Below are 25,773 nucleotides of genomic sequence, written 5' to 3'. Positions count from 1 at the left end.
TGATCTGGCTGGTTGATGCAGGCCGGTGACGCATTCAACACGGGAGTATGTCGATGGAAATTTCACAGCTCACGTTTCTGCGCTTCATCGCAGCATCTGCCGTGGTGATCTTTCACTTCGGTCGCGAGGTGCCATCGCTGTCCTGGGGAAGTGCCTTCTGGCCTTACGCGAACACCGCCGTATCGTTCTTCTTTGTCCTGTCCGGTTTCATCCTCGCGCATGTCTACGGTTCACGTGGCGTGTTGAACAGGCGGGATTTTTATGTGGCGCGGTTTGCCAGGATTGCACCACTGTATTGGGCGGCCCTGCTGGTCGTGGCGGCCTACGCCATCTACAAGCACACCCTGGATGGAACCGCCGCGCTGCTCAATGCCACCTTGCTGCAGTCCTGGGTGCCCGGATATGCATTGACGCTCAATTCTCCCGGGTGGTCGCTGTCGGTGGAGGTGTTCTTCTACCTGTGTTTCCCCTGGCTGCTCAGGACGCTGAAGAACATACGGCATTCCTCCATGCTCGTGGTGGTCATGCTGGTCGTCTGGGTGACCAACCTGACGTTGCACGTCGCGTTGATGAACAGCCAGAACCTTCAGTCCCTGTCGGCCGGGCACGAATTCACTGCCTACAGCCCGCTGACCCATGTGGCGACGTTCGTGGTCGGCGTCATTGGGGGACTGCTTTTCGATGCCCACCGGCAGGTGTTCGCGCGCATCGCGATGCCGTTCGTGGCCGCCTCGGTGCTCGGCCTGTCGCTCCTGTTCTTCTGGCCCAGTCCCATCCTGCGGTTTCATCACAATGGCTTGCTGGCGCCGCTGTATTTGTTGCTGCTGTGGGGATTGGGGGCCGCGAAGGAGGCCCGGTTGTCGCGGCTGATGTCCACGCGCCCGCTCGTGCTGTTGGGCGAAGCCAGCTATGGCGTCTACATCCTGCAGTTTCCGGTCGGCATCGTGCATGCGCCATTGGCCGCGCGGTTTCACTGGGGCGTCGAGGCAACGTTCTGGTCCTATTTCGCCCTGCTGGTCCTGGTGTCGCTGGTGGCGTTTGTGTGGGTCGAAAGGCCCCTGCGCACGCGCATCAAGGCGGCATTTGCCCGCCCGGGCGCACGACAGCGCGCTTCCGTGGCCTGATCTGTCCGGACTCTTATGAAGCCAGGCAGTTGCTACTGCCGGCCCCACCAGCCATTCTTTTTGCCGAAGGCCAATGCCTGGTTTTCGGCCCAATAGTAGGTTCGCGCAAAACCGATGCCAACGGCCATGGCCACGAACAGTGCCACCCATGGCATCGGGGCGTGAAACATGCGCAGGACGATCGATTTGACCTGGTAGTGGCTGAGGTACATGAACATGGATGCCCCGGCAATTTCGCCAACCACCCTTTTGACGGGAACCGGGACCGAAATTTCCTGCCAGAACAGCAACAGGGCGCAGCCGGCGCAAATGTAGTAGGAGGCAGAGGTAAACCCGTGGTGCAGCACCACCGCGGTGCCCACAATCGCCATCACCGCGAGACGGGTGGGCAGGTCTCTGAGAGCCGCGCTGGCAATGAGCATCCCGCAGGCAACCGTCCACAAGTACCAGACCGGTGTGCGATGGAAGAGGTAGTTGGTGTCCCAGAACTTTTCAAACACGTAGCTGAATGCCATCGCAAGAATCAGCAGAACGGTCCCGCTGACCAGGGGGCTCTTTCTGAATGCGTTTCGCACCGCCTCGAACGAAAACAGGACAGCGACCACCAGCAGCAGTTGCATGTATATCTCGGCGAAATAGAAATAGGCGACGTGGTACTGCCCAGGGTCAAACAGGTTTGAAATCAGGAGGAGGGGCTTCAGCTCGTTTTCATGCGCCCAGAGTTGCATGGCCACGACCACCAGCACCGTGGGCACGGCGATCCGCGAGATGGTGCCGAACACGGCGCCAACCTTTCCGGAGCGGCTGATCTCGGGCCACTGAAAGCGCATGAAGCTGTAGCCAGCCAGCAGAAAGAGGAAATACGCGGCGCCCCAGTTGTTGCTGTAGACAAAGGTGTCCAGATGCAGGGCCAGGATGCAGACCATGAAGAATGCGCGCGTCAATGTCGCGGATTCCAGGCGGACCAGGGATTTCTTTTCGGTTTCCGGAATACTGCGCTGCAATTGCGCGACGGTCAGCGACTCCCATCCGCTGGGCAAGGGTCCGAAGCGGTCCTCGTATCCCATGGAAAACTGGATGTAGCCCAGCGAGTCTCCGCCGAGGGCATCGAAGCTTGAGTCTGTACCGATCTTGCGCCCGGGGAAGAACTGCTGGAAGAACCCCAGGACATCGTTTGCCACCGGTTCGCTGTTTCCCTTGACCTTGTCCGGTGTCGCGCGCGCGGCTTCGCGCGCAAGAACGAATTCCTCGGTGAGCAGCCGTCGCAACGGCTTTCCCGTGGCGGTCTGGGGAATCGACGGCATGGCCTTCACGTGCAGGGCGTCCCCGACATCCAGGCCCAGCATCTTCAGCGCATCGGTCGACGCTTTCCGCAGACTTGCCAGGTCCAGGTCCGGCGACTCCGCCACCACCAGAACACCTTCTCCCCGAAGCGCATCCGGAACCTTGGCCACGACAACCTTCTCGCCTCGCAAGAGGTGTCGACTGACCTGCTCGCCCAGGATGTCCGGGTTGATCTTCACGCCGCCGGTATTGATCAGATCGTCCGCGCGGCCGTCGTAGTAGAGATAGCCGTCCGTCAGATGGCCCAGGTCACTGGTCACCAGCCAGCCTTCCGGATCGGTCAGCTGCTGCACCCGGTCTCCGTCGATGCGCCATTGCGCAACATGCGGGCCCCGGATCCTGATGCGGCCCTCTGGAGAGATGCCCACTTCGGTCTTGCCGACCGCGCGGCCCACGGACTCGAGCAGTTCGTCGGGGGCACCCGAGATCTGCAGGAAGGTGGTGCGAGAGGCTTCTGTCAGGCCATAGTGCTGGACGATCCGGGCATTGGGAAAGAGCGCCCGGATCCTGCGCTTCTCGTCGGCCCCCATGTACTGGGAGCCGATCTCCATCCAGCGCAGCTTCCTGCCCGCGTCTCCGATGGCTTCGGGCTTCTGCAGCAGAATCCGCAGCAGGGTAGGGACAGCAGAAAGCGAGTTGACTTCACCGGCCTCAAGCATTCGCGCCAGCTCAAGGGGGTCAAATCCACGCGGCGGGATGTAGGACTGCCCACCCACCGCGCTGACGACGCGGATGCGGGCCATGCCGAAGCTGTGTGTGACCGGGATGCCAACGTATTCCCGCACCTCCGGTGTCAGATCCATCTCGGCGATGAGCCGCTCCGCGGCATCGGCGAGATTGGCATAGGTGAGGATGATTCCCTTTGGCTTGCCTTCGGTCCCCGAGGTGAAGGTCACCTGTGCCGGGAGATCGTCGCGGATCAGCGCATGGTGTTCCGTGAACCATCCACCACCCGCCTCCGGAACGATGCACTGCTCGATGGTGATGCCGACCGGCTCTTTGGCCGCATCTTCATCCTGGAAACCGACCAGGGGCCGGCGCTGCTCGTTGAGAGCAAAGACGTGTTCGACATAGGAACGCGAATTGCGGCGGATCAGACCGGTTGCACGAAGCCTAGAGTCTTGCATCTTCAGCACCTTAAGTTCGTTGAACTGCAACGCGACAACGGATTCTGGACCCAGCCGGAGGGTCCTGAACCCTTTCGGGAATTGGGTGGGTGCCAAAACGCGATGCAGGGGATGCCCAAGGCCGCACAGACCTGGGGCGATCGATGGTGTCCGCCGCGACCGCCTTGCGGGTGGCGGTCATCCGGCCGTCACTGAATCTGGACTTCTTCATGTAGAGACTTCGGCGCGGGACCTCTCTACAGTGGCCGGCTCAGGTTCCGGGGGGCTTCCGAGTTTCAGCCGAGGGGAGGGGGTTACTCGAAGAAATCAGAGTCCGCCCACTGGGACGAGGGGCCTTGGTCTTCAGTGGTCATCGGCACGTCGAGATCCAGCACAAACACCACCTCGCCGCCGAAACGACCAACGCCCAGGGTCTTCATGAGCTGCTGCTCCTGCTCGGGTCGCTCCATGCGCATGAAGCAGATGGCTTGTTTGGTGCCCTCGTGCATTGCCGTGAGGATGTCCAGCCGGGCGATACGTCCAAACTGGCCACACAACTCATGCAAGGCGGATTTCAGGCTGGTCACGTCGCTGTGCTGCCGGAGTTCTGCAAGTGTGCTCACGTTCACTCCTTTGATGGACGGGCCTGCATGCCAAGCGGCAGGCGGCTGGAATGGGAAGAATCACTGATGAGTTGATGGTAATACAGCTGCTACAACTTGCTACAACTATGTTACACATTCCCTCCCCTAAATGAGGTATTCACCTGCGGGTCAGCGCCAGGCCAGGCCAGCGGAGCACTTTGCGCCCCCGACGGCTTCCGATGTGCAGGGGTATGCTTCAAAAAACACTGACGAAGGCGGGCGCGACATGCAACAAGGACTCCATGCGATCCAATCCGACGAAGCAGTCACCTCGCCCGACCTCGCGCACGCGGCGTCTCCCGGCCTGCAGTGGACACAGCTGACGCGGCTGGCGACCCACCTGGCCAGGACATCGGCGGCCCTTCTGATCGAACTGCGGCCCGACGGCCCGTTTGCCATGGGCACCAGCGGTTTGTCCATCGACCGGCAGGCTGCCGCCCTGGCGCTGTGTGCAAAAGTGGCCGCGGACACCGGGCTGAACGGACACCTGGCCGACGCGGCAGAGCACCCCGATTTCCGGATGGACCCGCTGGTGAGTGCTCTGCAGGTCCGGTTCTGCCTGGTGCTCCCGCTGGCATCCAGCGACGAGCGAAACCCTTGTTGGCTGGCGCTGCTGGATGCCGCGCCGCGCAGCCCCGACGAACTGGCGGCATGCCTGCCCGGTTTGCAGGTCCTGTTGGCCCATGCCGTGCAGCTTCAGGACTTGCTCCGCCAGCACCAGCGGTCGGCGCACCTGACGCAGGGCAGGGAAGAACGTCTTGGCAAGGCGCTGCATGAAAGCGAAAGCCGCTTGAACCTGACCGAGCACACGGCCGGTGTGGGCAGCTGGTCGGTCAACATCAGCACCGGGCAGATACAGCACTCCGAAGAGTACGGCAGCATCCTGGGCCTCAAGCCCGGCGAATCGGTTCCCGACCTGGCGGCCATGGTGCGGCGCTACACGCCGGAATGGCGCACCGGCATCCGTCAGCGGCTGGAACGGTGTGCCCAGACCGGCGAGGCGTTCGACGAAGAGATCCAGGTGCACGTACCGGGGCTGAGCCCCAAGTGGGTCCGCACTGTGGGCAATGCCGTGCGCGATGCGCACGGGAACATCGTGCGCATTCAGGGGGCGGTGCAGGACATTTCAGCGCAGAAGCACGCGCAGCAGGAAACCCTGCGCCTTGCAATGCGGCTGACCACGACCCTGGCCAGCATCACCGAGGCTTTCGTCACGCTCGACCGGCAGTACTGCTTCACCTACCTGAACCAGGAGAGCGAGCGGCTGCTGCAAAAAACCACGGCCGAGCTGCTGGGTCAGGAGGTCTGGCAAGACTTCAACGCCGACCTGGCGCATCGGCTGAAGGAGCAGCTGGGGCTCGCGATCAAGACCAACCGGCGCGTTGAGCTGGAGGACTTTTTCCCTTCGCTGGGGAAATGGCTGGAAGTGCGGGCCTACCCCTTTGCCGAAGGGCTGGCGGTGTATTTCCGCGACGTCACCGAGCGCCGGCGCGCCCAGGAGCAGCTGATGTTGCTGGAGACCAGCGTGGCCCGGCTGAACGACATCGTGGTCATTGCCGAGGCGGGCGCCGGCCCGGACGACGAGACGCGCATCGTGTTTGTCAACGACGCCTTTGAAAAACAGACAGGCTACCGGCGTGAAGAGGTCTTGGGGCAACACCCGCGCTTCCTGCTGGAGCAGGACCCTGCCACTTTCAAGCTGCTTGAAATGGCCAATCGCTTGCGCGAGTCCCCGCAGGCACGCACCGAACTCATGGTGCACCGCAAGACCGGCAAGCCGTTCTGGGTCGAGCTGGAGGTGGTTTCGGCGCAGGCCAGTGCCGAAGCGGTCACCCACTGGGTGGCCGTGGGGCGTGACATCACCCAGCGCAAGAACGCGGAAGACATGATCCGGCACCTGGCCTTCTACGACCCGCTGACCGATCTGCCCAACCGCCAGCTGCTGCTGGATCGGCTGCAAAAGGCGATTTCCCAGAGCGCCCGCTCGGGTCAGCACGGTGCGCTGATGTTCATCGATCTCGACAATTTCAAGATCCTCAACGACACGCTGGGACACCACGTGGGCGACCAGTTGCTGCGCCAGGTGGCACTGCGCCTGACGAACTGCGTACGCAAGACCGACACCGTGGCGCGCCTGGGGGGAGACGAGTTTGTGGTGATGGTGGACGATCTCAGCACCGACGCCGAGGCAGCGGCCAGCAAGTCGCGCGCGCTGTCCGAAAAGGTGTTGAACGTGTTGCGTGAGCCGTTTCAGATCGTGGGGCACCAGCACTTCGCCACGCCCAGCATCGGTGTCACCGCGTTCAGCGGCGACCAGAGCGATGTGAGCGAGTTGCTGAAGCAGGCAGACCTCGCGATGTACCAGGCCAAGGGCCTGGGCCGCAACACGCTGTGCTATTTCGACCCCGACATGCAGGCCACGGTGAGTGCCAATGCGGCCGTGGGTCTGGCGCTGCGCGCCGGGCTGCGCGAAAAGCAGTTCGTGGTGCACTACCAGCCGCAGGTCGATCGCCAGGGGGTGATCACGGGAGTGGAGGCTCTGGTGCGCTGGCAGCATCCCGAAAAGGGACTGATCAGGCCGGCCGACTTCATTCCGGTGGCCGAAGACACCGGTCTCATCCTGCCGCTGGGCATGTGGGTCCTGGAGACCGCGTGCGAGCAGCTGGCGGCCTGGGCCAACGGGGAGCAGACGGCACAGCTGAGCATTGCCGTGAACGTCAGCGTGTACCAGTTCCGCCACCCGAACTTTGTCGACATGGTCATGGCGGCCATCCAGCGCACCGGCATCGGCCCGCACAAGCTCAAGCTTGAACTGACCGAAAGCCTGCTGGCCGACCGCATGGAAATCACCATCCAGAAGATGGGCATGCTCAAAGAACTGGGTGTCACCCTGTCGCTGGACGACTTTGGCGTGGGCTATTCGTCGCTGTCGTGCCTCAAGCGCCTGCCGCTGGACCAGCTGAAGATCGACAAGGGTTTTGTGGCCGATGTGCTGACCGATCCCAACGATGCGGCCATCTCGCGCGCCATCATCGCGCTGGCGCAGAGTCTGAGTTTGCAGGTGGTGGCCGAGGGTGTGGAAACACAGGAGCAGCTGAGCTTCCTGGCCGAACAAGGGTGCGACCAGTTCCAGGGGCATCTGTTTGCGCCGGCGCTGCCCATCGAGGCGCTGGAAGCCTTCTTGCGCAATCCGTTGCCCGCCGCGGCGGAGGTGGGTCGGGCCCGGGCAGAGGCCTCACAATGAAGCCGCAGACCGTTCTGATGAGCCTGGCGCCCGTTGCAATGGACGCCTGAAAACAGGTCAAGGCTGGTGGCGGGGAGGGCGGTGCAGATGGGCCAGTTTTTCCAACGTCTTGAATAGGTGCTGACTGATATGAAGGTCTTGCTGACGGGCGGTTGCGGATACATCGGAAGCCATGTGGCTGTGGTACTGATGTCCGCGGGGCATGAGGTGGTTATCGTCGATGACTTGTCGAACAGCCACCGGGATGTGGTTGGCCGGATTGCGGACATCGCCGGCCAGTTGCCGGTCTTCTATCAGGGCGATGTGGGTGATGTTGCACTGGTCCGTGATGTCATTCGCCGGCACCAGATCGATTCCGTCATTCATCTGGCCGGGTTCAAGTCCGTGGGCGAATCGGTGCAGTTGCCGCTCAAGTACTACCAGAACAACGTCTGCGGCACCCTGGGGCTGCTTCAGGCCATGGAGGCCGAGTCTGTCCCGAGGCTGGTGTTCAGCAGCAGCGCCACGATCTACGGCGACCCCCAGTACCTACCGGTGGACGAGGCCCATCCACAACGCGTCATCAACGCCTACGGCCGCAGCAAGCTGCACATCGAAGGCATGCTGCAGGACATCAGCGCTTCCCGCCCATCGCTGGGTGTCGTTTGTCTCCGCTATTTCAATCCGGTGGGAGCCCATGGCAGCGGACTGATCGGGGAATATCCAAGAGGAACGCCCAACAACCTGATGCCTTATGTTGTGCAGGTGGCCTCGGGTGAACGGGAGGTTCTGAACGTTTTTGGCGGGGACTATCCGACGCCCGATGGCACCGGGGTGCGGGACTACATTCATGTCATGGATCTGGCCGAGGGCCATCTGGCGGCGCTGAATTTCCTGTCGTCGAACAGCGGCTGGCACGCCTTCAATTTGGGGACCGGAAGGGGTTTCAGCGTGCTGGAAATGATTCGCGCATTTGAAAAGGAATCCGGCCACACCGTGCCCTACCGCATCACGGCGAGGCGGGAAGGAGATGTTGCTTGCTCGTACGCCGATGTTCAGGCCGCCGCCCGTGGCTTGAACTGGAAAGCCACGCGCGCGCTGGAAGACATGTGCTCCAGTGCCTGGCGTTTCCAGAGCCGCCTTTCGACCGGCGGTCGATCTCCCGCTGATTGACCCCGCCCGCGCACTTGGGACCGGTGTGCGGGGGCGTTTCCCGAGTTGTTGAACGATTGATCGAATGGATGCCATGGCCGATGAGACCCTCTGCCCGAAGAAGAGCCCGCGAACCGCTTCCGAGGCCGGCTTCCTGACGCGGTTTGCCGCGGTGGCCTGCCTGCTGGCTGCAGCGGCTCCGGCAGCGGCACGGACCTCGACCACGGTGGTGGCACAACTCGAAGCGACGCGGCTGAGTGGCCCGGCGCCGCTGGCGGTGCAGTTCGATGCGAGCGGCACGACCTCCAGCCTGAGCAGCCAGCACCCGTTCCACCAGGTGCGCTACGCCTTCAACTTCGGCGATGACCAGGGCCTGAGCTGGCCGGTCTCCGGCCTGCCCAAGAACACGCAGTCCGGCGGACCGCTGGCGGCCCACGTGTACGACCTGCCGGGCACCTACCAGGTGCGGGTGCGCGCGACCGACCAGGCCGGTGGCTATTCCGAGCGGTCTGTCACCGTCGAAGTGACCGACCCCAATGCGGTGTACACCGGCACCGGAACGATCTGCGTGTCGACCGCCGCCAACTTCAGCGGCTGCCCCGCAGGGGCGTCGCAGTCCAGGGCACTGCCCAGTTCGGCCACCTACAGCGGCCACCGCGTGCTGCTGCGCCGGGGCGAGACCTTTGACACCATCAACATCCCCCACGGCAGCCAGAACGTGCAGGTGGGAGCCTTCGGCACCGGAGCCAAGCCGCGCGTGAGCAGTGTGCTGGTGGGCGTGCTCAATCCGCCGAACTCGTCCTTCCCGCGGGACATCACCATCATGGACCTGGACGTGCTGCAGCGCTTCGAGCAGTTCGTGACGATGTCGCGCCTGCTGCTGTACCGCAACACGTTCGAAGTGCCCACGGGTGAGTTCATCCCGGCGCAGATCAACATCGCCAGCGCGCTGGCCTACATCGTGCAGAACCACACCTTGGCGGCCAACCAGTACTTCCAGCCGCGCGAGCTGTTCGTGGTGGAGAACATGGTGCGGGGCAGCACGGCCAATCCTCTGGTGAACATGGCCGGGGAGGGCAGCCGCTTCGTGCTGATGGGCAACGACATGGGCACGGCCCAGCAGCACACGGTGCGCATCTGGGAAATGCACAAGGGGTTCATCGCCCACAACGCGCTGCGCGGTCGTTCCTCGGACGGCATCCGCGTGTCCCTGAAGGTGCACTCCGGTGGTCTGGGCGACTACAACGACAACTACGCGATCTCGGGCAGCGTCTATGCGTCGCGCCAGATCGTGATCGCCAACAACCGCCTGGGTGACCCCACGGACAACAACTCGTTCACCGGCGGCGCCAGCCCGCAGAACAACACCGACAGCAGCCGAGAAGGGCTGGAGGATGTGGTCCTGGAGAGCAACGTGTTCTACCGCGGTCCCAACACCAACACGGAATTCATCCTGATGGGTCGGCGCATGACCGCTCGCGGCAACATCCGCGCCGATGGCGGTACTCCCAACATCAGCCAGTACAACAACTCCTATCGGTTGCTGCCTGCTGAATGGACGGGGCCTTTTTTCCATCAGTGAGCAACGGCTGGATGAGGCAATTTCATTGCACTGCTGCCGGGTGCATTACGATGGGCTGAAGCTTTGGTTTGAATTGAATGACCGTAGCTCCCGCTATTTCCTCCTTTCGTCGGCTGCCCGGCCCGTTCAGAGGATTTCTCCTGCATGCCGGCGGCGTCACCGAGCGTCCTCATGCAAGGGATGTCCGCTCCTCGCGCAAGGGCCCGGCGAGGGATCGTCATGGGTGGTACATGCCGTCAGTTGCCTGCTCTTGAGCCAGGGAAGGCGCCAGGGCGGGCCATCCAGGGTGTCGTTGGCCCCCGCACGGGTGACGCCACGAAACAAGACGCTTTCAAATTCCCACAGATGCTTACGCGCATTAACCTGCCGTGATGAAACGGCCGTTCTCACGCCCACGGTTACGCATTGATACTCCGCTGGTTCGATGATTCCAGCCGCCTGTCCCATACGATCTCCACGGTCGATGGATGTTCGCGTGAAATTGCATCTGTTCGCGCGATTCAGTCGGTTTGTCTGGTGGCGCGATTGCCAGGTCTGGCATTCGACAATCAAAAGGAAACCTTTTGATTAATTCCATGACAACCTTTTGATTAGTTCCATGACCATCCCGTTGACCTCGGTGTCTGTATTGCGATCGATCAGTTCACTGGCGCTCTTGTCTGGCGCGTCGCTGAGTGGTGGCGGCGTCCAGACCATGCCCCCCTGAGCCCTTTTCCCAGGCTCCGGCTTCGTGAAAAGGCGGCTGCACGCCGCCTTCACCTGATCCCTGCCGGTGGCATAGCCGGCCAACGCATTCCTTGAATCGATGATGAAAATACATGACACCAGCTGGGTACGGGCTGGCTTGGCCGGCACTTTGGCCGTGTTTCTTGCAGCATGCGGTGGCGGCGGTTCCACAGAGTCCCCGGTCCACGGTACCGCTGCCTCGACAGCGGCCAGCCAAGACCGCAGCGAGGCGGATGGGTCTTCTGAGAACAACGCCGCGGGCAAACCCAATGCCCAGTTGAATGCCCAGGCGCTGGCCAAGGCAGCGGCGCTGGCCGAAAAGGCAGACACGTCCCAGCCGCTGGAAAGCCTGCCGGCCGGCAGCATCGCGTCCAAGGCGGCCTACGTCTCCGGCGCCGTCGCTCGCAAGGCCGCCTTGGTGGGCGCTCCGGCTTATCGCTTCTACAACACCGGCACCGGCGCGCACTTCTACACCACCAGCGCCACCGAGGCAGACAACCTGGTGGCCAATTTCTCGTCCCCGTTCCACCTGGAAGGCCCGGCTTTCTGGGTCACCAAAACCCTCTCGTCCGGCCTCTCGCCGGTGCACCGCTTTTTCAATGCCCAGAACGGGGTTCACTTCTACACCATCAGCGAGGCCGAGCGCGCCAGCCTGGTGGCCTCCTCATCCGAGTACAGCTACGAGGGCGTCGCCTACTACGCCAGTCAGGTGGCTGGCGCCGGGCTGGTGCCGCTGTACCGCTTCTATGTCCCGAGCAAAGGTGTTCACTTCTACACCACCAGCGAAACCGAGAAATCCAGTATCCAGGCCAACCTGAGTGCCACCTACCGCTTCGAGGGCGTCGGATACTACGTGCTGGACAGTGCCTCCCAGACACGGGCTCCCGACCTCGGTCAGACCTCGACCACGGTGGTGGCGCAACTCGAAGCGACGCGGCTGAGTGGCCCGGCGCCACTGGCGGTGCAGTTCGATGCGAGCGGCACGACCTCCAGCCTGAGCAGCCAGCACCCGTTCCACCAGGTGCGCTACGCCTTCAACTTCGGCGATGACCAGGGCCTGAGCTGGCCGGTCTCCGGCCTGCCCAAGAACACACAGTCCGGCGGACCGCTGGCGGCCCACGTGTACGACCTGCCGGGCACCTACCAGGTGCGGGTGCGCGCGACCGACCAGGCCGGTGGCTATTCCGAGCGGTCTGTCACCGTCGAAGTGACCGACCCCAATGCGGTGTACACCGGCACCGGAACGATCTGCGTGTCGACCGCCGCCAACTTCAGCGGCTGCCCCGCAGGGGCGTCGCAGTCCAGGGCACTGCCCAGTTCGGCCACCTACAGCGGCCACCGCGTGCTGCTGCGCCGGGGCGAGACCTTTGACACCATCAACATCCCCCACGGCAGCCAGAACGTGCAGGTGGGCGCCTTCGGCACCGGAGCCAAGCCGCGCGTGAGCAGCGTGCTGGTGGGCGTGCTCAATCCGCCGAACTCGTCCTTCCCGCGGGACATCACCATCATGGACCTGGACGTGCTGCAGCGCTTCGAGCAGTTCGTGACGATGTCGCGCCTGCTGCTGTACCGCAACACGTTCGAAGTGCCCACGGGTGAGTTCATCCCGGCGCAGATCAACATCGCCAGCGCGCTGGCCTACATCGTGCAGAACCACACCCTGGCGGCCAACCAGTACTTCCAGCCGCGCGAGCTGTTCGTGGTGGAGAACATGGTGCGGGGCAGCACGGCCAATCCGCTGGTGAACATGGCCGGGGAGGGCAGCCGCTTCGTGCTGATGGGCAACGACATGGGCACGGCCCAGCAGCACACGGTGCGCATCTGGGAAATGCACAAGGGGTTCATCGCCCACAACGCGCTGCGCGGTCGTTCCTCGGACGGCATCCGCGTGTCCCTGAAGGTGCACTCCGGTGGTCTGGGCGACTACAACGACAACTACGCGATCTCGGGCAGCGTCTATGCGTCGCGCCAGATCGTGATCGCCAACAACCGCCTGGGTGACCCCACGGACAACAACTCGTTCACCGGCGGCGCCAGCCCGCAGAACAACACCGACAGCAGCCGCGAAGGGCTGGAGGATGTGGTCCTGGAGAGCAACGTGTTCTACCGCGGTCCCAACACCAACACGGAATTCATCCTGATGGGTCGGCGCATGACCGCTCGCGGCAACATCCGCGCCGATGGCGGTACTCCCAACATCAGCCAGTACCAGAACTCCTACCAGTTGCTGCCTGCTGAATGGGTGGGGCCTTTCTATTACCAGTAAGCCCGCTGGCCCGCGGTGGCAATGGCCTGCTCGGCACGGAAAAGAATTGCCGCGCAGGCCAAGGTGATTTCTCCGGACGGGATCTGAGTCCAGCGGGAAAATCCCGGCACATCAGGCACTCCCCTGCCGCCGGGGAGTGATGCGGTGGCGACAGCATCTGCCTCAATGGCTTTTGACGCAGGCAGTGACCCGGCTGCATGGGGCTGATGCGTCGCTCGCAAACCCGAGAAAAGAGCCCGATTGGGCATCTTTATTCCAATTGACATTACCGACCTGATTGCTGCAAATCCGGCCTTCCCGGAATTGCGGCGGTCCGCGGCCGCCTGCTGGATTGCAGCGAGGTCATCTGATTTGACCAGATCGCCGGAGGCAATGGCTCCGGGCAATTGGTTGATCGATGCGCCAATACCAACCGACTCGCGCGCCGCAGCCCCTCGATCGACCCTCCGCACACCTGCCAGCCCGGGCTGTAGCGGGCGGGCATCGCGCCAGGACGCCCTCACGGGCCGGTCTGGGTGGCCCAACCTGAAACCAAAGTAACAGTGCATTGCATTCGACTTCCGAATGGGCGAAAAGTACTGCCAATTAAGTACGAAATATCTTGATCAGATATTTTTTGCTACAGACCGATGCTGCTTTCACATTAGGATTGAATGGGTGCAGGTAGTAAATGGTTGGCAATGCATCGGGTGCACGCGAAAAGGATGGCTTTTACAGGCCTTCTCTGCGCTTCAGAAAATCATTTTTAACCGTTTTAACTACCTTGGGGTTGAATTCTAATTGATTGGGGTTAGTTGCTTCCAATTGTTAATTGGGATACATCCTTAAGAGTCTTTTAAATACTGCCGCACATCGCCTAATGGCCGCAGTTCATCGAATTCGATTCAGGGTGCTGGTCGAATGCACGATACATTCATACCACTTGAGAATCTCATCAAGTTCTGAGCCCGATGGGTGAGCCATTGTTGTCATTGGCATTAATGGCACCGCACTTATTGTTTAGTCAAACACCGTTACTTGCCTGGAAACTGTATGTCAATCTACTCCACCAATGGTCAGATGAATTATTTCGAGTTAACACTTCCCCCCGGGGAGGTGCCCATCCCGAAGAGGCCCTTGCGGTCTGGTCCTGCCTTGCTGCTGATCGCGCTGGCCAGCTCGCTGAGCTTGACCGCCTGTGGCGGTGGTGGCCAAGGAAGCGAAGCTTCGGAACAGGTCGTCGCCACATCCTCCGGCCTGGAGCGTGCGGCCAGCGAAGAAGCCTACGCACAGGAAGACAGTGGCGCGGCGGGCACCGAGTCCCCGGAACAGACCGCAGCAATGCGTCTGGCAACAACCGCCGTCATCAGCAAACAGCTCATCTACGGCGCAACATTCAGCAACACGGCGTGCGCGAAGGAAGGCGCAACCTGCAATTTCTCCGGCACGAAAAACGTGGCCTACGGTGCCGCCGGAAAGTTCACCGTCAAATTGCTCACCGGCCCGGTGAATTGCGGCAACGGCACCTTTGGTGACCCCGTCCCAGGGACCGTGAAATCGTGTTTCCTGGCCACCACGACCACAACGACGACCGCCCCGGCCCCGGCCCCGGCTCCAGCGCCTGCGCCAGCTCCCGCACCGGCTCCCTCCACCGGCACACAGGTCATCAACGGTGCGTCATTCAACAGCACCGCATGCGCGACGGAAGGTGGAACGTGCAATTTCTCCGGCACGCAGAATGTGGCCTACGGTGCCGCCGGCAAATTCACCGTCAAGGCGCTCACCGGCCCGGCGGATTGCGGCAACGGCACTTTTGGTGACCCCATCCCGGGAACCGTGAAGTCGTGTTTCCTGCCGGCGACCTCCACGACAACGACGGCCCCAGCCCCAGCTCCGGCTCCGGCTCCGGCTCCGGCTCCGGCTCCGGCTCCGGCTCCGGCTCCGGCTCCGGCTCCAGCTCCGGCTCCAGCTCCAGCTCCGGCTCCAGCCCCGGCAACCACAACGGGTCAGACCTCGACCACGGTGGTGGCACAGCTCGAAGCGACGCGTGTGACCGGTACGGCGCCGCTGGCGGTGCAGTTCGATGCGACGGCGACGACCTCCAGCCTGAGCAGCCAGCACCCGTTCCACCAGGTGCGCTACGCCTTCAGCTTCGGCGATGACCAGGGCCTGAGCTGGCCGGTCTCCGGCCTGCCCAAGAACACACAGTCCGGCGGACCGCTGGCGGCCCACGTGTACGACCTGCCGGGCACCTACCAGGTGCGGGTGCGCGCAACCGACCAGGCCGGTGGCTATTCCGAGAAGATGATCACCGTCGAAGTGAGCGACCCCAATGCGGTGTACGCCGGCACTGGAACGATCTGCGTCTCGGCCGCCGCCAACTTCACGGGTTGCCCCAGCGGAGCTTCCCAGGTGAATGCACTGCCCAGTTCGGCCACCTACAGCGGCCACCGCGTGCTGCTGCGCAGGGGCGAGACCTTTGACACCATCAACATCCCCCACGGCAGCCAGAACGTGCAGGTGGGAGCCTTCGGCACCGGCGCCAAGCCGCGCGTGAGCAGCGTGCTGGTGGGCGTGCTCAATCCGCCGAACTCGTCCTTCCCGCGGGACATCACCATCATGGACCTGGACGTGCTGCAGCGCTTCGAGCAGTTCGTGACGATGTCGCGCCTGCTGCTGTACCGCAACACGTTCGAAGTGCCCACGGGTGAGTTCATCCCGGCGCAGATCAACATCGCCAGCGCGCTGGCCTACATCGTGCAGAACCACACCTTGGCGGCCAACCAGTACTTCCAGCCGCGTGAGCTGTTCGTGGTGGAGAACATGGTGCGGGGCAGCACGGCCAATCCGCTGGTGAACATGGCCGGGGAGGGCAGCCGCTTCGTGCTGATGGGCAACGACATGGGCACGGCCCAGCAGCACACGGTGCGCATCTGGGAAATGCACAAGGGGTTCATCGCCCACAACGCGCTGCGCGGTCGTTCCTCGGACGGCATCCGCGTGTCCCTGAAGGTGCACTCCGGTGGTCTGGGCGACTACAACGACAACTACGCGATCTCGGGCAGCGTCTATGCGTCGCGCCAGATCGTGATCGCCAACAACCGCCTGGGTGACCCCACGGACAACAACTCGTTCACCGGCGGCGCCAGCCCGCAGAACAACACCGACAGCAGCCGAGAAGGGCTGGAGGATGTGGTCCTGGAGAGCAACGTGTTCTACCGCGGTCCCAACACCAACACGGAATTCATCCTGATGGGTCGGCGCATGACCGCTCGCGGCAACATCCGCGCCGATGGCGGTACTCCCAACATCAGCCAGTACCAGAACTCCTACCAGTTGCTGCCTGCTGAGTGGGTGGGGCCGTTCTACTACCAGTGAGCCACAGCCAGGACCAGTGATCTGCAGCGTCCTGTCGTTCACACGGCAGGGGGCGCAGGTTCCAGGCCCTGTACAGCCTCCCTTCGAAGCCCCAGGCGAACGCCTGGGGCTTTTTTTTGACCGACACTCGGGTGGCTCAGGAGGTGTCATGGACAAGGTGGATGCGGTGGTGATCGGTGCGGGTGTGGTCGGGCTGGCGGCGGCGCGTGCGCTGGCCTTGTCGGGCCGGGAGGTGCTGGTGCTGGAGCGCGAGAGCGGTATCGGCATGGGCACCAGCTCGCGCAACAGCGAGGTGGTCCACGCGGGCATCTACTACCCGACCGGTTCGCTCAAGGCCCGGTTGTGCGTGCAGGGACGGGACCTGCTGTACGCCTACTGCGCCGAGCGTGGCATCGCGCACCGGCGCTGCGGCAAGCTGATCGTGGCCCACTCGCCGTCCCAGGTGGCGGGCTTGCAGGCCATCGCGGACAAGGCGCGCGCCAACGGCGTGGCCGATCTCGCGCTGCTGACGGCGGACGAGGCCGGGGCGCTGGAGCCACAGCTGCGTTGCGCGGCGGCATTGCTGTCGCCGTCGACCGGCATCGTCGACAGCCATGGCCTGATGCTGGCGCTGCAGGGCGACCTGGAGAATGCCGGCGGCATGGTGGTCTGCCACAGCACGGTGCAGGCGCTAGCGGTCTCTGGCGACGGGTTCGTGGTCCGGACCACCGATGGCACCGAATTGATGTCCACCGCGCTGGTCAATGCTGCGGGCTTGCAGGCCTGCGACCTGGCTCTGGGCATGTCTGGATTGGCTCCGGTCCATGTGCCCCGGCCCTGGTACGCCAAGGGCAGCTATTTCACCCTCGCGAGCGGACGCTCGCCGTTCCAGCACCTGATCTATCCCGCGCCCGAGCCCGACAGGCATCTGGCCGGTCTCGGCGTGCACCTGACCCTCGATCTGGGCGGGCAGGCCAAGTTCGGACCCGATGTGCAATGGACCGACCGGCCCGACGATCTGGAGGTCGACCCTGCGCGGGGCGAAGGCTTCTATGCCGAGGTCCGCCGCTACTGGCCCGGATTGCCCGACGGCGCGCTGCAGCCGGGCTATGCCGGCATGCGGCCCAAGATCAGCGGTCCGGACGCGCCGGCAGCCGACTTCCGCATCGACGGCCCGGCGGTGCACGGCGTGCCGGGCCTGGTGAACCTGTTCGGCATCGAGTCGCCCGGCCTGACCAGTTGCCTGGCCATTGGCGATCAGGTGGCGACGCTGCTGTCCTGATCAGCGCGAGGTCTTGATCGCCTGCGCGGCTTCGCGCACCAGGGCCGGCCCCTTGTAGATGAGGCCGGTATAGATCTGCACCACGTCGGCGCCCGCGGCGATCTTGCTGACCGCGTCGGCTCCGCTCAGGATGCCGCCCACCCCGATGATCGGGAAGCTTTTGCCCAGCGCCTGGCGCAGCTGGCGGATCACGCGGTTGCTGGCTTCGAGCACCGGCGCGCCGGACAGGCCACCGGTTTCCCCGGCGTGCGGCAGGCCCTGCACGGCGTCGCGGCTGAGCGTGGTGTTGGTGGCGATCACGCCCAGCAGGTGGGTCGCCTGGCCGTTGGCATCGGCGCCGTGGCGCAGCAGCGTGGCGGCGATGACCCGGATCTGGTCGTCGTCGAGGTCGGGCGCGATCTTCAGGAACACCGGTGACTGCTTGCCGTGGCGCTGTGCGAGCTGCTCGCGCCGGGCCATCACCGCGCCCAGCAAGGCGTCGAGCGCCTCGTCGCTCTGCAGGCTGCGCAGGTTCTTGGTGTTGGGGCTGGAGATGTTGACCGTCACGTAGTCGGCATGCGGGTACACACCGTCCAGGCAAGTCAGGTAGTCGTCGGTGGCCTGCTCGATCGGGGTGGCGGCGTTCTTGCCGATGTTCAGGCCCAGCAGCATCGGGCTGTGGCCGTTCTTGCTGCGAAAGCGCGCCTTCTGGACGTTGGCCAGGAAGGCGTCCAGGCCCTCGTTGTTGAAGCCCAGCCGGTTGATCAGCGCGTTGCGCTCCGGAATGCGGAACATGCGCGGCTTCGGGTTGCCCGGTTGCCCCTTGGGGGTGACCGTGCCCACTTCGACAAAGCCGAAACCCATGGCGGCGAGACCGTCGATGCAGCGCGCGTTCTTGTCCAGACCGGCGGCCAGTCCCACGCGGTTCGGGAAGCGCAGGCCGGCCAGGGTGACCGGATCGTCCACCCGCGTTTCGCCCCACAGGCAGTTCAGCGGGGTGTGCTGGAAGCGGGCGAGTTTGTCGAGCGTCAATTCGTGTGCGGTTTCGGGGTCGAGACCGAACAGAAACGGGCGGGCGAGCGCGTAGGGCAGGAGTGACATCGGATAATCAGCAGATTCGCGTAAACCCTGATTGTCTCAAATGACCCAAGACGAACTCAAAGCCCTGGTCGGACAGGCCGCCCTGCAATACGTGACGCCCGGTGAAGTGGTGGGTGTGGGCACCGGCTCCACCGTCAACAAATTCATCGATGCACTGGCCGCGATGAAGGACCGCATTCCCGGTGCCGTTTCCAGCTCGGAAGCCTCGACCGCCCGCCTCAAGGCGCTGGGCATTCCCGTGCTGGACCCGGCCGACGTGACGGAGCTGTCGGTCTACATCGACGGCGCCGACGAGATCGATGCCAGGGGCTACATGGTCAAGGGCGGCGGCGCGGCGCTGACGCGCGAGAAGATCGTGGCGGCCATGTCCAAGCGCTTCGTCTGCATCGCCGACGAGTCCAAGATGGTGTCGGTGCTGGGCGCGTTCCCGCTGCCGGTCGAAGTGATTCCCATGGCGGCCTCGCGGCTGGCGCGCCAGTTTGCGGCGCTGGGCGGCACCGCCAAGCTGCGCATCAAGGACGGCCAGCCGCTGGTGACCGACAACGGCCAGCACATCCTGGACGTCACCGGCCTGAAGATCAGCGAGCCGCTGGCGTTCGAGAGCGAAGTCAATCAGTGGCCGGGCGTGGTCACGGTGGGCGTGTTTGCCCATCAGAAGGCCAGTGTCTGCCTGCTGGGCACCCCGGGCGGGGTGCGCACGCTGACGTTCTGAGGCTGCTCCGGGAGGCGGCGACCCACGGGTCGCCGATCTTCAGAAGCGGATGCCGCCGGGCGTGGTGACTGGCGGGGCCACCGGAACCTCTGCCGGTGCTTCGGCATCCACCGGCTTCGCGGTCTTCCTGGTGGACGCGCCAGCCGTTGCCGTGGCATCGGCCGCCTTGGCTTCCACCAGCGGGGAGGGGGCCGGGCGGCGGTAGGCCGCCGACAGCGCCGATTTTTTCGGGTAGCCGGCCGCGTCGAGATACTGGGTCCACTCGACTTCCGAATAGCCCTTGATCTGCTGGCTGCCGATCGAGAGCATGGGCAGCGACGAAGCCCCGCTCAGGCGCTTGAGGGCCGCGATGTCGTCGTTGGAGTTGACCGTTTTCTCCGTGTACGGAATCCCCCGGCCATTGAGGTAGTTGCGTCCTGTGTCACAGGGCGCGCAGTCCTTGCCCGCGTAGAACACCACCGGGTAGCGGCCCATGGCCTGTTTCAGTTCCGGCGGCGTGTAGCCGGAGGCCGCTGCGGTGCTGGTCGACGGCCCCCCCGCGGCGGGTTTGGCCGAGGGGTTGCCCTGCGCGTTGGCGGGTGGTGGCTGGTCGGAGTAGCTGACCTTGCCATCGGGCCCGACGATGCGGTAGACCCCCTGGGCCTGGGCCGGTGCGGAGACCGCGGCACCCAGTGTCAGCGCGAGGGTCATCATGGCCCCGAAAGTGGCCGGACGGTGACCAAGGACTGGCTTCATGCGTTTTCCTTCTCAACGATGTGACAGGTCAGGCCATGCCCTGATGGCGCAGCAGGGCGTCGATGCCCGGCTCGCGGCCACGGAAGGCCTTGAACGATTCCATGGCGGGACGGCTGCCGCCTGCTTCGAGTATCGCCTCACGGTAGCGGCGCCCGGTGTGCACGTCCAGCGTGTTGTGACCACCGGCGCGCGCGGCTTCCTCGAAGGCGGCGTACGCGTCGGCCGACAGTACCTCGGCCCACTTGTAGCTGTAGTAGCCGGCCGAGTAACCACCCGCAAAAATGTGGCTGAAGGTGTTGGCGGTGCGGCTGTAGGCGGGCGGCTGCAGCACGGCGACCTCGGCGCGCACCTGGTGCAGCAGGGCCAGGATGGCTTCACCCGTGGTCACGGGCTGCGGCTGGCTGTGCAGCAGCATGTCGAACAGCGAGAACTCCACCTGGCGCAGGGTCTGCAGGCCGCTCTGGAAGTTCTTGGCCGCCAGCATCTTGTCGAACAGTTCGCGCGGCAATGGCGCACCGGTGTCCACGTGGGCGGTCATGTGCTTGAGCACATCCCACTCCCAGCAGAAGTTCTCCATGAACTGGCTCGGCAGTTCGACCGCGTCCCACTCGACCCCGCTGATGCCCGAGACGTCGCGCTCGTTCACCTGCGTGAGCATGTGGTGCAGTCCGTGGCCGAACTCGTGGAACAGGGTGATGACGTCGTCGTGCGTCAGCAGCGGCGGCTGTTTCACGCCGTTGACCTCGATGCCCTCGGCGAAGTTGCAGACCAGGTGCGCCACCGGTGTCTGCAGCGCGCCGCCGTCGGGACGCAGCCAGCGCGCGCGGACGTCGTCCATCCAGGCGCCACCGCGCTTGCCGTTGCGGGCCGCCGGGTCGAGGTAAAACTGCCCGACCAGCTCGGTGCCGGCAGGTGTGCGCCGCTCGATGCGGTAGAACTCCACCAGCGGGTGCCAGACCGGTGCCTCGTCGCGGCGGATCGAGACTTCGAACAGGGTTTCGATGATCTGGAACAGGCCGGCCAGTACCTTGGGCGCGGTGAAGTAAGGCTTGATCTCCTGGTCGCTGAAGGCGTAGCGCGCCTCCTTGAGTTTCTCGCCGATGTAGGGCCAGTCCCAGGGCTGGGGATCGGTGTTGCCCAGCGTGCCGGCGGCGAAGGCGCGCAGGTCGGTCACATCCTGTTCGGCGTAAGGGCGGGCGCGCACGCCCAGGTCACGCAGGAAGGCCGTGACCTGTTCCGGCGACTGGGCCATCTTGGGCACCAGGGACACGTCGGCGAAATGGCGGTAACCCAGCAGTTGCGCTTCTTCGTGGCGCAGCGCCAGCAGTTCGGTCATGATGGCCGCGTTGTCGAAGCGGGTGGCATCGCCTTCGGCCTGGTCGCTGGCACGGGTGACGTAGGCGCGGTACAGCTTCTCGCGCAGCGCGCTGCTGTGGGCAAACTGCATCACCGGCAGGTAGCAGGGCATCTTCAGGGTCAGCTTGTGGCCCTGCTTGCCGTCGGCCTGCGCGGCCGAGGCGGTCGCCTGCAGCACGTCGGCCGGCACGCTGGCCAGCTCATCGGGCGTCACGTAGAGGCTGAACGCGTCGGTGGCATCGAGGGCGTTTTCGCTGAACTTCTGGGCCAGTTCGGCCTGCCGCTCCTGCAGCCAGGCAAAACGCTGCTTGGCCTCGCCCTGCAACTCGGCCCCACCCAGCACGAAGCCGCGCATGGCATTGCGGTGTGCCTGGGCCTGCTCGGCGTTCAGGGCATTCACGTCCATGGACTTGTACTTGGCGTACAGGCGTTCGTCCGATCCCAGCCGGGTCCAGAACTCGGTCACACGGGGCAGGGCCTCGTTGTAGGCCGCCCGCAGTTCGGGCGTGTCTGCCACGCTGCTGAGGTGGCTCACGGCCCCCCAGGCGCGCGACAGGCGCTCGGTTGCCACGTCCAGGCGGGCCGATATCGCTGTCCAGTCGGCAGGAAAGTCGGCGGCCGTCACTGCCTCCAGGGCGGCATCGGCTTCCTGCAGCAACGCGTCGACCGCGGGTGCCACCTGGGCCGGAGTGATGGCGTCGAACCTGGGAAGGCTGGAGAAGTCGAGCAGGGGGTTGGCGGCAGTGCTGTTCATGCAGGCTCAGTAGGGGCTCGAAGCGAAAAGTTCAATGGATGGCGCGGCGCGAGCCGGCCACCCGACGGAATCAGCGTGCGCTCTTCTTGACGCTCTTCTTGAGCACCTTGGCGCGCTTGACCTGGCCGCCGGAAGTCAGGCGCTGGTTGCCCAGCACGCGAACGACCTTGACTTCCGGCTTCTGTCCGCCGCGTTTGCTGAACTTCAGCACCTTGACATCGCGGGGACCGGGCATGCGCTCCTCGTGGACGGCCTTGACCTTCTCCGGGATCGGGCGCCAGAGCACCAGCAGCTTGCCGATGTGCTGGATCGGCGCGGCGTCCAGCTCGTCGGCCAGGGTCTGGAGCATGGCTTCGCGCGCAGGGCGGTCATCGCTGAAAACGCGGACCTTGATCAGGCCATGGGCCTTGAGGGCGGCATCGGCTTCTTTCTTGACCGCGGCGGTGAGTCCGTCGCCTCCGACGAGGACGACGGGATCGAGATGGTGCGCCTCGGCGCGGTGCACCTTGCGCTGTGCGGGCGTGAGTTGGATCTGGGGCATGGGACAATTATCGTTTACACAGCGGCCATGCGCCGCCAGCGGAATCCCCATGGGCATGAAAGTCAAGACTCAGAGCAAGAAGGTCAACAAGGCGTGGCTGAACCAGCACGTCAACGACCCGTATGTGAAGCTCGCCCAGAAAGACGGGTACCGCGCCCGGGCCGCCTACAAGCTCAAGGAAATCGATGAAGCCCTGGGCCTGATCCGCCCGGGCCACGTGGTGGTCGATCTCGGGTCGGCCCCCGGAGCCTGGAGCCAGTACGTGCGCCGGCGCCTGAGCCCCTCGGGAGCGGCCGTGGGCGAGCTCAACGGGCAGATCATTGCCTTGGACCTGCTGCCCATGGAGGCGGTGGAAGGCGTGCAGTTCATCCAGGGCGACTTCCGCGAGGCGGAGGTGCTGGCTGAGCTGGAGCGCGTGCTGGTGGAGCGGGGCGTGCAGAAGGTGGACGTGGTGGTGTCGGACATGGCACCCAACCTGTCGGGCATCGGGTCGGCGGATGCCGCGCGCATCGAGGACCTGGTGGGCCTGGCGGTGGACTTCTGCCGCCTGCACATGAAAGCCGACGGCGCACTGGTCGCCAAGCTGTTCCATGGCGGCGCCTACGACCCGATGGTGGCGCTGTTCCGCAAGACCTTCAAGGTGGTCAAACCGTTCAAGCCGAAGGCTTCGCGCGACAAGTCGTCCGAGACTTTTCTGGTCGGGCTGGGACTCAAAAACTGACCTTGGTCCGGTTTGCACCGCCAAAACTAACCATTTCAGCGACATAGCCTCGCCAAAAGTCAAGTCCGCCGTGGCTTGAAAGACCTAAAATGATCACAACATGCCAGTATCCGTTCTAGTCAGGAGCCGTCCTTGAACAACCAGTGGTTCTCGAAAATCGCCGTGTGGATGGTGATCGCCATGGTGCTATTCACCGTCTTCAAGCAATTCGATGGCCGAGCCACGGCCGGTGCCGGCTATGTCGGTTATTCCGAATTCCTTGATCAGGTCAAAGCGCAACAGATCAAGACCGCCACGATCCAGGAAGGCCCGGGCGGCACCGAGATCATCGCGCTCACCCACGATGACCGCCGCATCCGCACCACCGCGACCTATCTGGACCGCGGTCTGGTGGGCGACCTGATCAACAACAACGTCAAGTTCGACGTCAAGCCGCGCGAAGAGGGCTCCCTGCTCATGACCTTGCTGGTCAGCTGGGGCCCGATGCTGCTGCTGATCGGTGTCTGGATCTACTTCATGCGCCAGATGCAGGGCGGCGGCAAGGGCGGTGCCTTCAGCTTCGGCAAGAGCAAGGCGCGCATGCTGGACGAGAACAACAACACCGTGACCTTTGCCGACGTGGCCGGGTGTGACGAGGCCAAGGAAGAGGTCAAGGAGGTCGTGGACTTCCTGAAAGATCCCGCCAAGTTCCAGAAGCTGGGCGGTCGCATCCCGCGCGGTCTGCTGCTGGTCGGCCCTCCGGGTACCGGCAAGACGCTGCTGGCCAAAGGCATTGCCGGCGAAGCCAAGGTGCCGTTCTTCAGCATCTCGGGTTCCGACTTCGTGGAAATGTTCGTGGGCGTGGGCGCGGCCCGCGTGCGCGACATGTTCGAGAACGCCAAGAAGAACGCGCCCTGCATCATCTTCATCGACGAAATCGACGCCGTCGGCCGCCAGCGTGGCGCCGGCCTGGGCGGAGGCAACGACGAGCGCGAGCAGACCCTCAACCAGATGCTGGTCGAGATGGATGGCTTCGAGACGAACCTGGGCGTGATCGTGGTGGCTGCCACCAACCGCCCGGACATCCTGGACGCCGCCTTGCTGCGCCCGGGCCGCTTCGACCGTCAGGTCTACGTCACGCTGCCCGACATCCGTGGTCGCGAACAGATCCTGAATGTGCACATGCGCAAGGTCCCGCTCGGTACCGATGTGAATGCCAGTGTGATCGCCCGTGGCACGCCCGGCATGAGTGGTGCCGATCTGGCCAACCTGTGCAACGAAGCTGCCCTGATGGCCGCGCGTCGCAACGCGCGCGTGGTCGAGATGCAGGACTTTGAAAAGGCCAAGGACAAGATCTTCATGGGCCCCGAGCGCAAGAGCATGGTGATGCCCGAGGAAGAGCGCAAAAACACGGCCTACCACGAGGCTGGTCACGCTCTGATCGGCAAGCTGCTGCCCAAGTGCGACCCGGTGCACAAGGTCACCATCATTCCTCGTGGTCGTGCGCTGGGTGTGACCATGAGCCTGCCAGTCCAGGACCGCTACAGCCAGGACAAGGAGTTCATGCTCAACCAGATCGCCATGCTGTTTGGCGGGCGCATCGCGGAAGAAGTGTTCATGCACCAGATGACCACCGGTGCCAGCAACGACTTCGAGCGTGCGACCCACATCGCCCGCGACATGGTGATGCGGTACGGCATGAGCGAAGCGCTCGGCACCATGGTGTACGCAGAAAACGAAGGCGAGGTGTTCCTGGGTCGTTCGGTGACCAAGACCACCAACATCTCCGAGCAGACCATGCAGAAGGTCGACGCTGAAGTGCGTCGCATCCTGGACGAGCAATACGGTCTGGCGCGCCAGCTGATCGAAGAGCACAGCGACAAGATGCACGCCATGGCGACCGCGCTGCTGGAATGGGAAACCATCGACGCCGACCAGATCGACGACATCATGGCCGGCAAGCCTCCGCGTCCGCCCAAGGACTGGACGCCACGCAATCCTTCGGTGGGTGGCGGCGGCAGCGGCGGGACGCCGGCAGTCAGCACCGATACGGCGCCGACTGCGGCCTGACCGAGCGTCGGACATCACTCTCACGGGGCCCCAGCGGCCC

The 25,773-nt window shown here is 64.1% G+C and carries 16 protein-coding genes; 10 read left to right on the top strand and 6 right to left on the bottom strand.

What is annotated here, in order from left to right:
* Positions 1–53: 53 nt before the first annotated feature.
* Positions 54–1,124 carry an acyltransferase family protein gene (locus ACS5NL_RS13135; RefSeq protein WP_439354286.1) on the top strand — a complete coding sequence of 357 codons (1,071 nt, stop codon included), beginning with the start codon at positions 54–56 and terminating at the stop codon, positions 1,122–1,124.
* Positions 1,125–1,156: 32 nt separating this feature from the next.
* Here the strand turns inward: ACS5NL_RS13135 and ACS5NL_RS13130 are convergent, their stop codons facing one another.
* Together ACS5NL_RS13130 and ACS5NL_RS13125 are read right to left on the bottom strand one after the other, a co-directional pair.
* A complete protein-coding gene (locus ACS5NL_RS13130) occupies positions 1,157–3,625 on the bottom strand; it encodes an AMP-binding protein (protein ID WP_439354285.1) in 2,469 nt (822 codons plus the stop codon).
* 263 nt (positions 3,626–3,888) lie between these two features.
* The gene (locus ACS5NL_RS13125) at positions 3,889–4,197 is read right to left on the bottom strand and encodes an RNA recognition motif domain-containing protein (RefSeq protein WP_439354283.1); all 309 of its coding nucleotides are present in this window, start codon (positions 4,195–4,197) and stop codon (positions 3,889–3,891) included.
* Positions 4,198–4,444: 247 nt separating this feature from the next.
* On the opposite strand from ACS5NL_RS13125, the gene ACS5NL_RS13120 reads away from it, so the two are divergent.
* The 6 genes from ACS5NL_RS13120 to ACS5NL_RS13095 all read left to right on the top strand — a co-directional run bounded on the left by ACS5NL_RS13120 (position 4,445) and on the right by ACS5NL_RS13095 (position 17,785).
* Positions 4,445–7,462: a sensor domain-containing protein gene (locus ACS5NL_RS13120; protein WP_439354281.1), complete on the top strand. Its 3,018-nt coding sequence runs from the start codon at positions 4,445–4,447 to the stop codon at positions 7,460–7,462.
* Positions 7,463–7,591: 129 nt separating this feature from the next.
* Positions 7,592–8,614, top strand: a complete 1,023-nt coding sequence (gene galE / locus ACS5NL_RS13115; RefSeq protein ID WP_439354279.1) for a UDP-glucose 4-epimerase GalE — start codon at positions 7,592–7,594, stop codon at positions 8,612–8,614.
* A 73-nt stretch (positions 8,615–8,687) separates the two neighbouring features.
* A complete protein-coding gene (locus ACS5NL_RS13110) occupies positions 8,688–10,175 on the top strand; it encodes a PKD domain-containing protein (protein WP_439354277.1) in 1,488 nt (495 codons plus the stop codon).
* A 1,003-nt stretch (positions 10,176–11,178) separates the two neighbouring features.
* Complete coding sequence (locus ACS5NL_RS13105) at positions 11,179–13,167, top strand: PKD domain-containing protein (RefSeq protein WP_439354275.1); 1,989 nt, start codon at positions 11,179–11,181, stop codon at positions 13,165–13,167.
* A 2,004-nt stretch (positions 13,168–15,171) separates the two neighbouring features.
* The gene (locus ACS5NL_RS13100; RefSeq protein ID WP_439354273.1) at positions 15,172–16,524 is read left to right on the top strand and encodes a PKD domain-containing protein; all 1,353 of its coding nucleotides are present in this window, start codon (positions 15,172–15,174) and stop codon (positions 16,522–16,524) included.
* Positions 16,525–16,672: 148 nt separating this feature from the next.
* Positions 16,673–17,785 (top strand): NAD(P)/FAD-dependent oxidoreductase, encoded by a 1,113-nt coding sequence (locus ACS5NL_RS13095; RefSeq protein WP_439354271.1) that lies wholly within the window; start codon positions 16,673–16,675, stop codon positions 17,783–17,785.
* Here the strand turns inward: ACS5NL_RS13095 and ACS5NL_RS13090 are convergent, their stop codons facing one another.
* Positions 17,786–18,865 (bottom strand): quinone-dependent dihydroorotate dehydrogenase, encoded by a 1,080-nt coding sequence (locus ACS5NL_RS13090; protein WP_439354269.1) that lies wholly within the window; start codon positions 18,863–18,865, stop codon positions 17,786–17,788.
* Between the two features lie 40 nt (positions 18,866–18,905).
* On the opposite strand from ACS5NL_RS13090, the gene rpiA reads away from it, so the two are divergent.
* The gene (rpiA, locus tag ACS5NL_RS13085; protein ID WP_439354268.1) at positions 18,906–19,577 is read left to right on the top strand and encodes a ribose-5-phosphate isomerase RpiA; all 672 of its coding nucleotides are present in this window, start codon (positions 18,906–18,908) and stop codon (positions 19,575–19,577) included.
* A gap of 39 nt (positions 19,578–19,616) precedes the next feature.
* On the opposite strand, the gene ACS5NL_RS13080 is transcribed toward rpiA, so the two are convergent.
* From ACS5NL_RS13080 to ACS5NL_RS13070, 3 genes are all read right to left on the bottom strand, one after another.
* Entirely contained in the window at positions 19,617–20,312 is a 696-nt protein-coding gene (locus ACS5NL_RS13080; RefSeq protein WP_439354267.1) for a glutaredoxin family protein, read from the bottom strand.
* A gap of 28 nt (positions 20,313–20,340) precedes the next feature.
* Positions 20,341–22,422, bottom strand: coding sequence for a M3 family metallopeptidase (locus ACS5NL_RS13075; RefSeq protein ID WP_439354266.1), 2,082 nt, complete (start codon positions 22,420–22,422; stop codon positions 20,341–20,343).
* A 70-nt stretch (positions 22,423–22,492) separates the two neighbouring features.
* Positions 22,493–22,963 carry a YhbY family RNA-binding protein gene (locus tag ACS5NL_RS13070; RefSeq protein ID WP_439354265.1) on the bottom strand — a complete coding sequence of 157 codons (471 nt, stop codon included), beginning with the start codon at positions 22,961–22,963 and terminating at the stop codon, positions 22,493–22,495.
* 55 nt (positions 22,964–23,018) lie between these two features.
* On the opposite strand from ACS5NL_RS13070, the gene ACS5NL_RS13065 reads away from it, so the two are divergent.
* Together ACS5NL_RS13065 and ftsH are read left to right on the top strand one after the other, a co-directional pair.
* Positions 23,019–23,684, top strand: coding sequence for an RlmE family RNA methyltransferase (locus ACS5NL_RS13065; RefSeq protein WP_439354264.1), 666 nt, complete (start codon positions 23,019–23,021; stop codon positions 23,682–23,684).
* 132 nt (positions 23,685–23,816) lie between these two features.
* On the top strand, positions 23,817–25,733 hold the full coding sequence (ftsH, locus tag ACS5NL_RS13060) for an ATP-dependent zinc metalloprotease FtsH (protein WP_439354263.1): 1,917 nt from the start codon (positions 23,817–23,819) through the stop codon (positions 25,731–25,733).
* The last annotated feature ends 40 nt before the right edge of the window (positions 25,734–25,773 follow it).

Source organism: Hydrogenophaga sedimenti, from assembly GCF_051857515.1.
In the GTDB taxonomy this organism is placed as follows: Bacteria; Pseudomonadota; Gammaproteobacteria; order Burkholderiales; family Burkholderiaceae_C; genus Hydrogenophaga.
The sequence above is the reverse complement of the archived record's forward strand: the minus strand, read 5'-3'. Positions and strand labels throughout refer to the sequence as shown.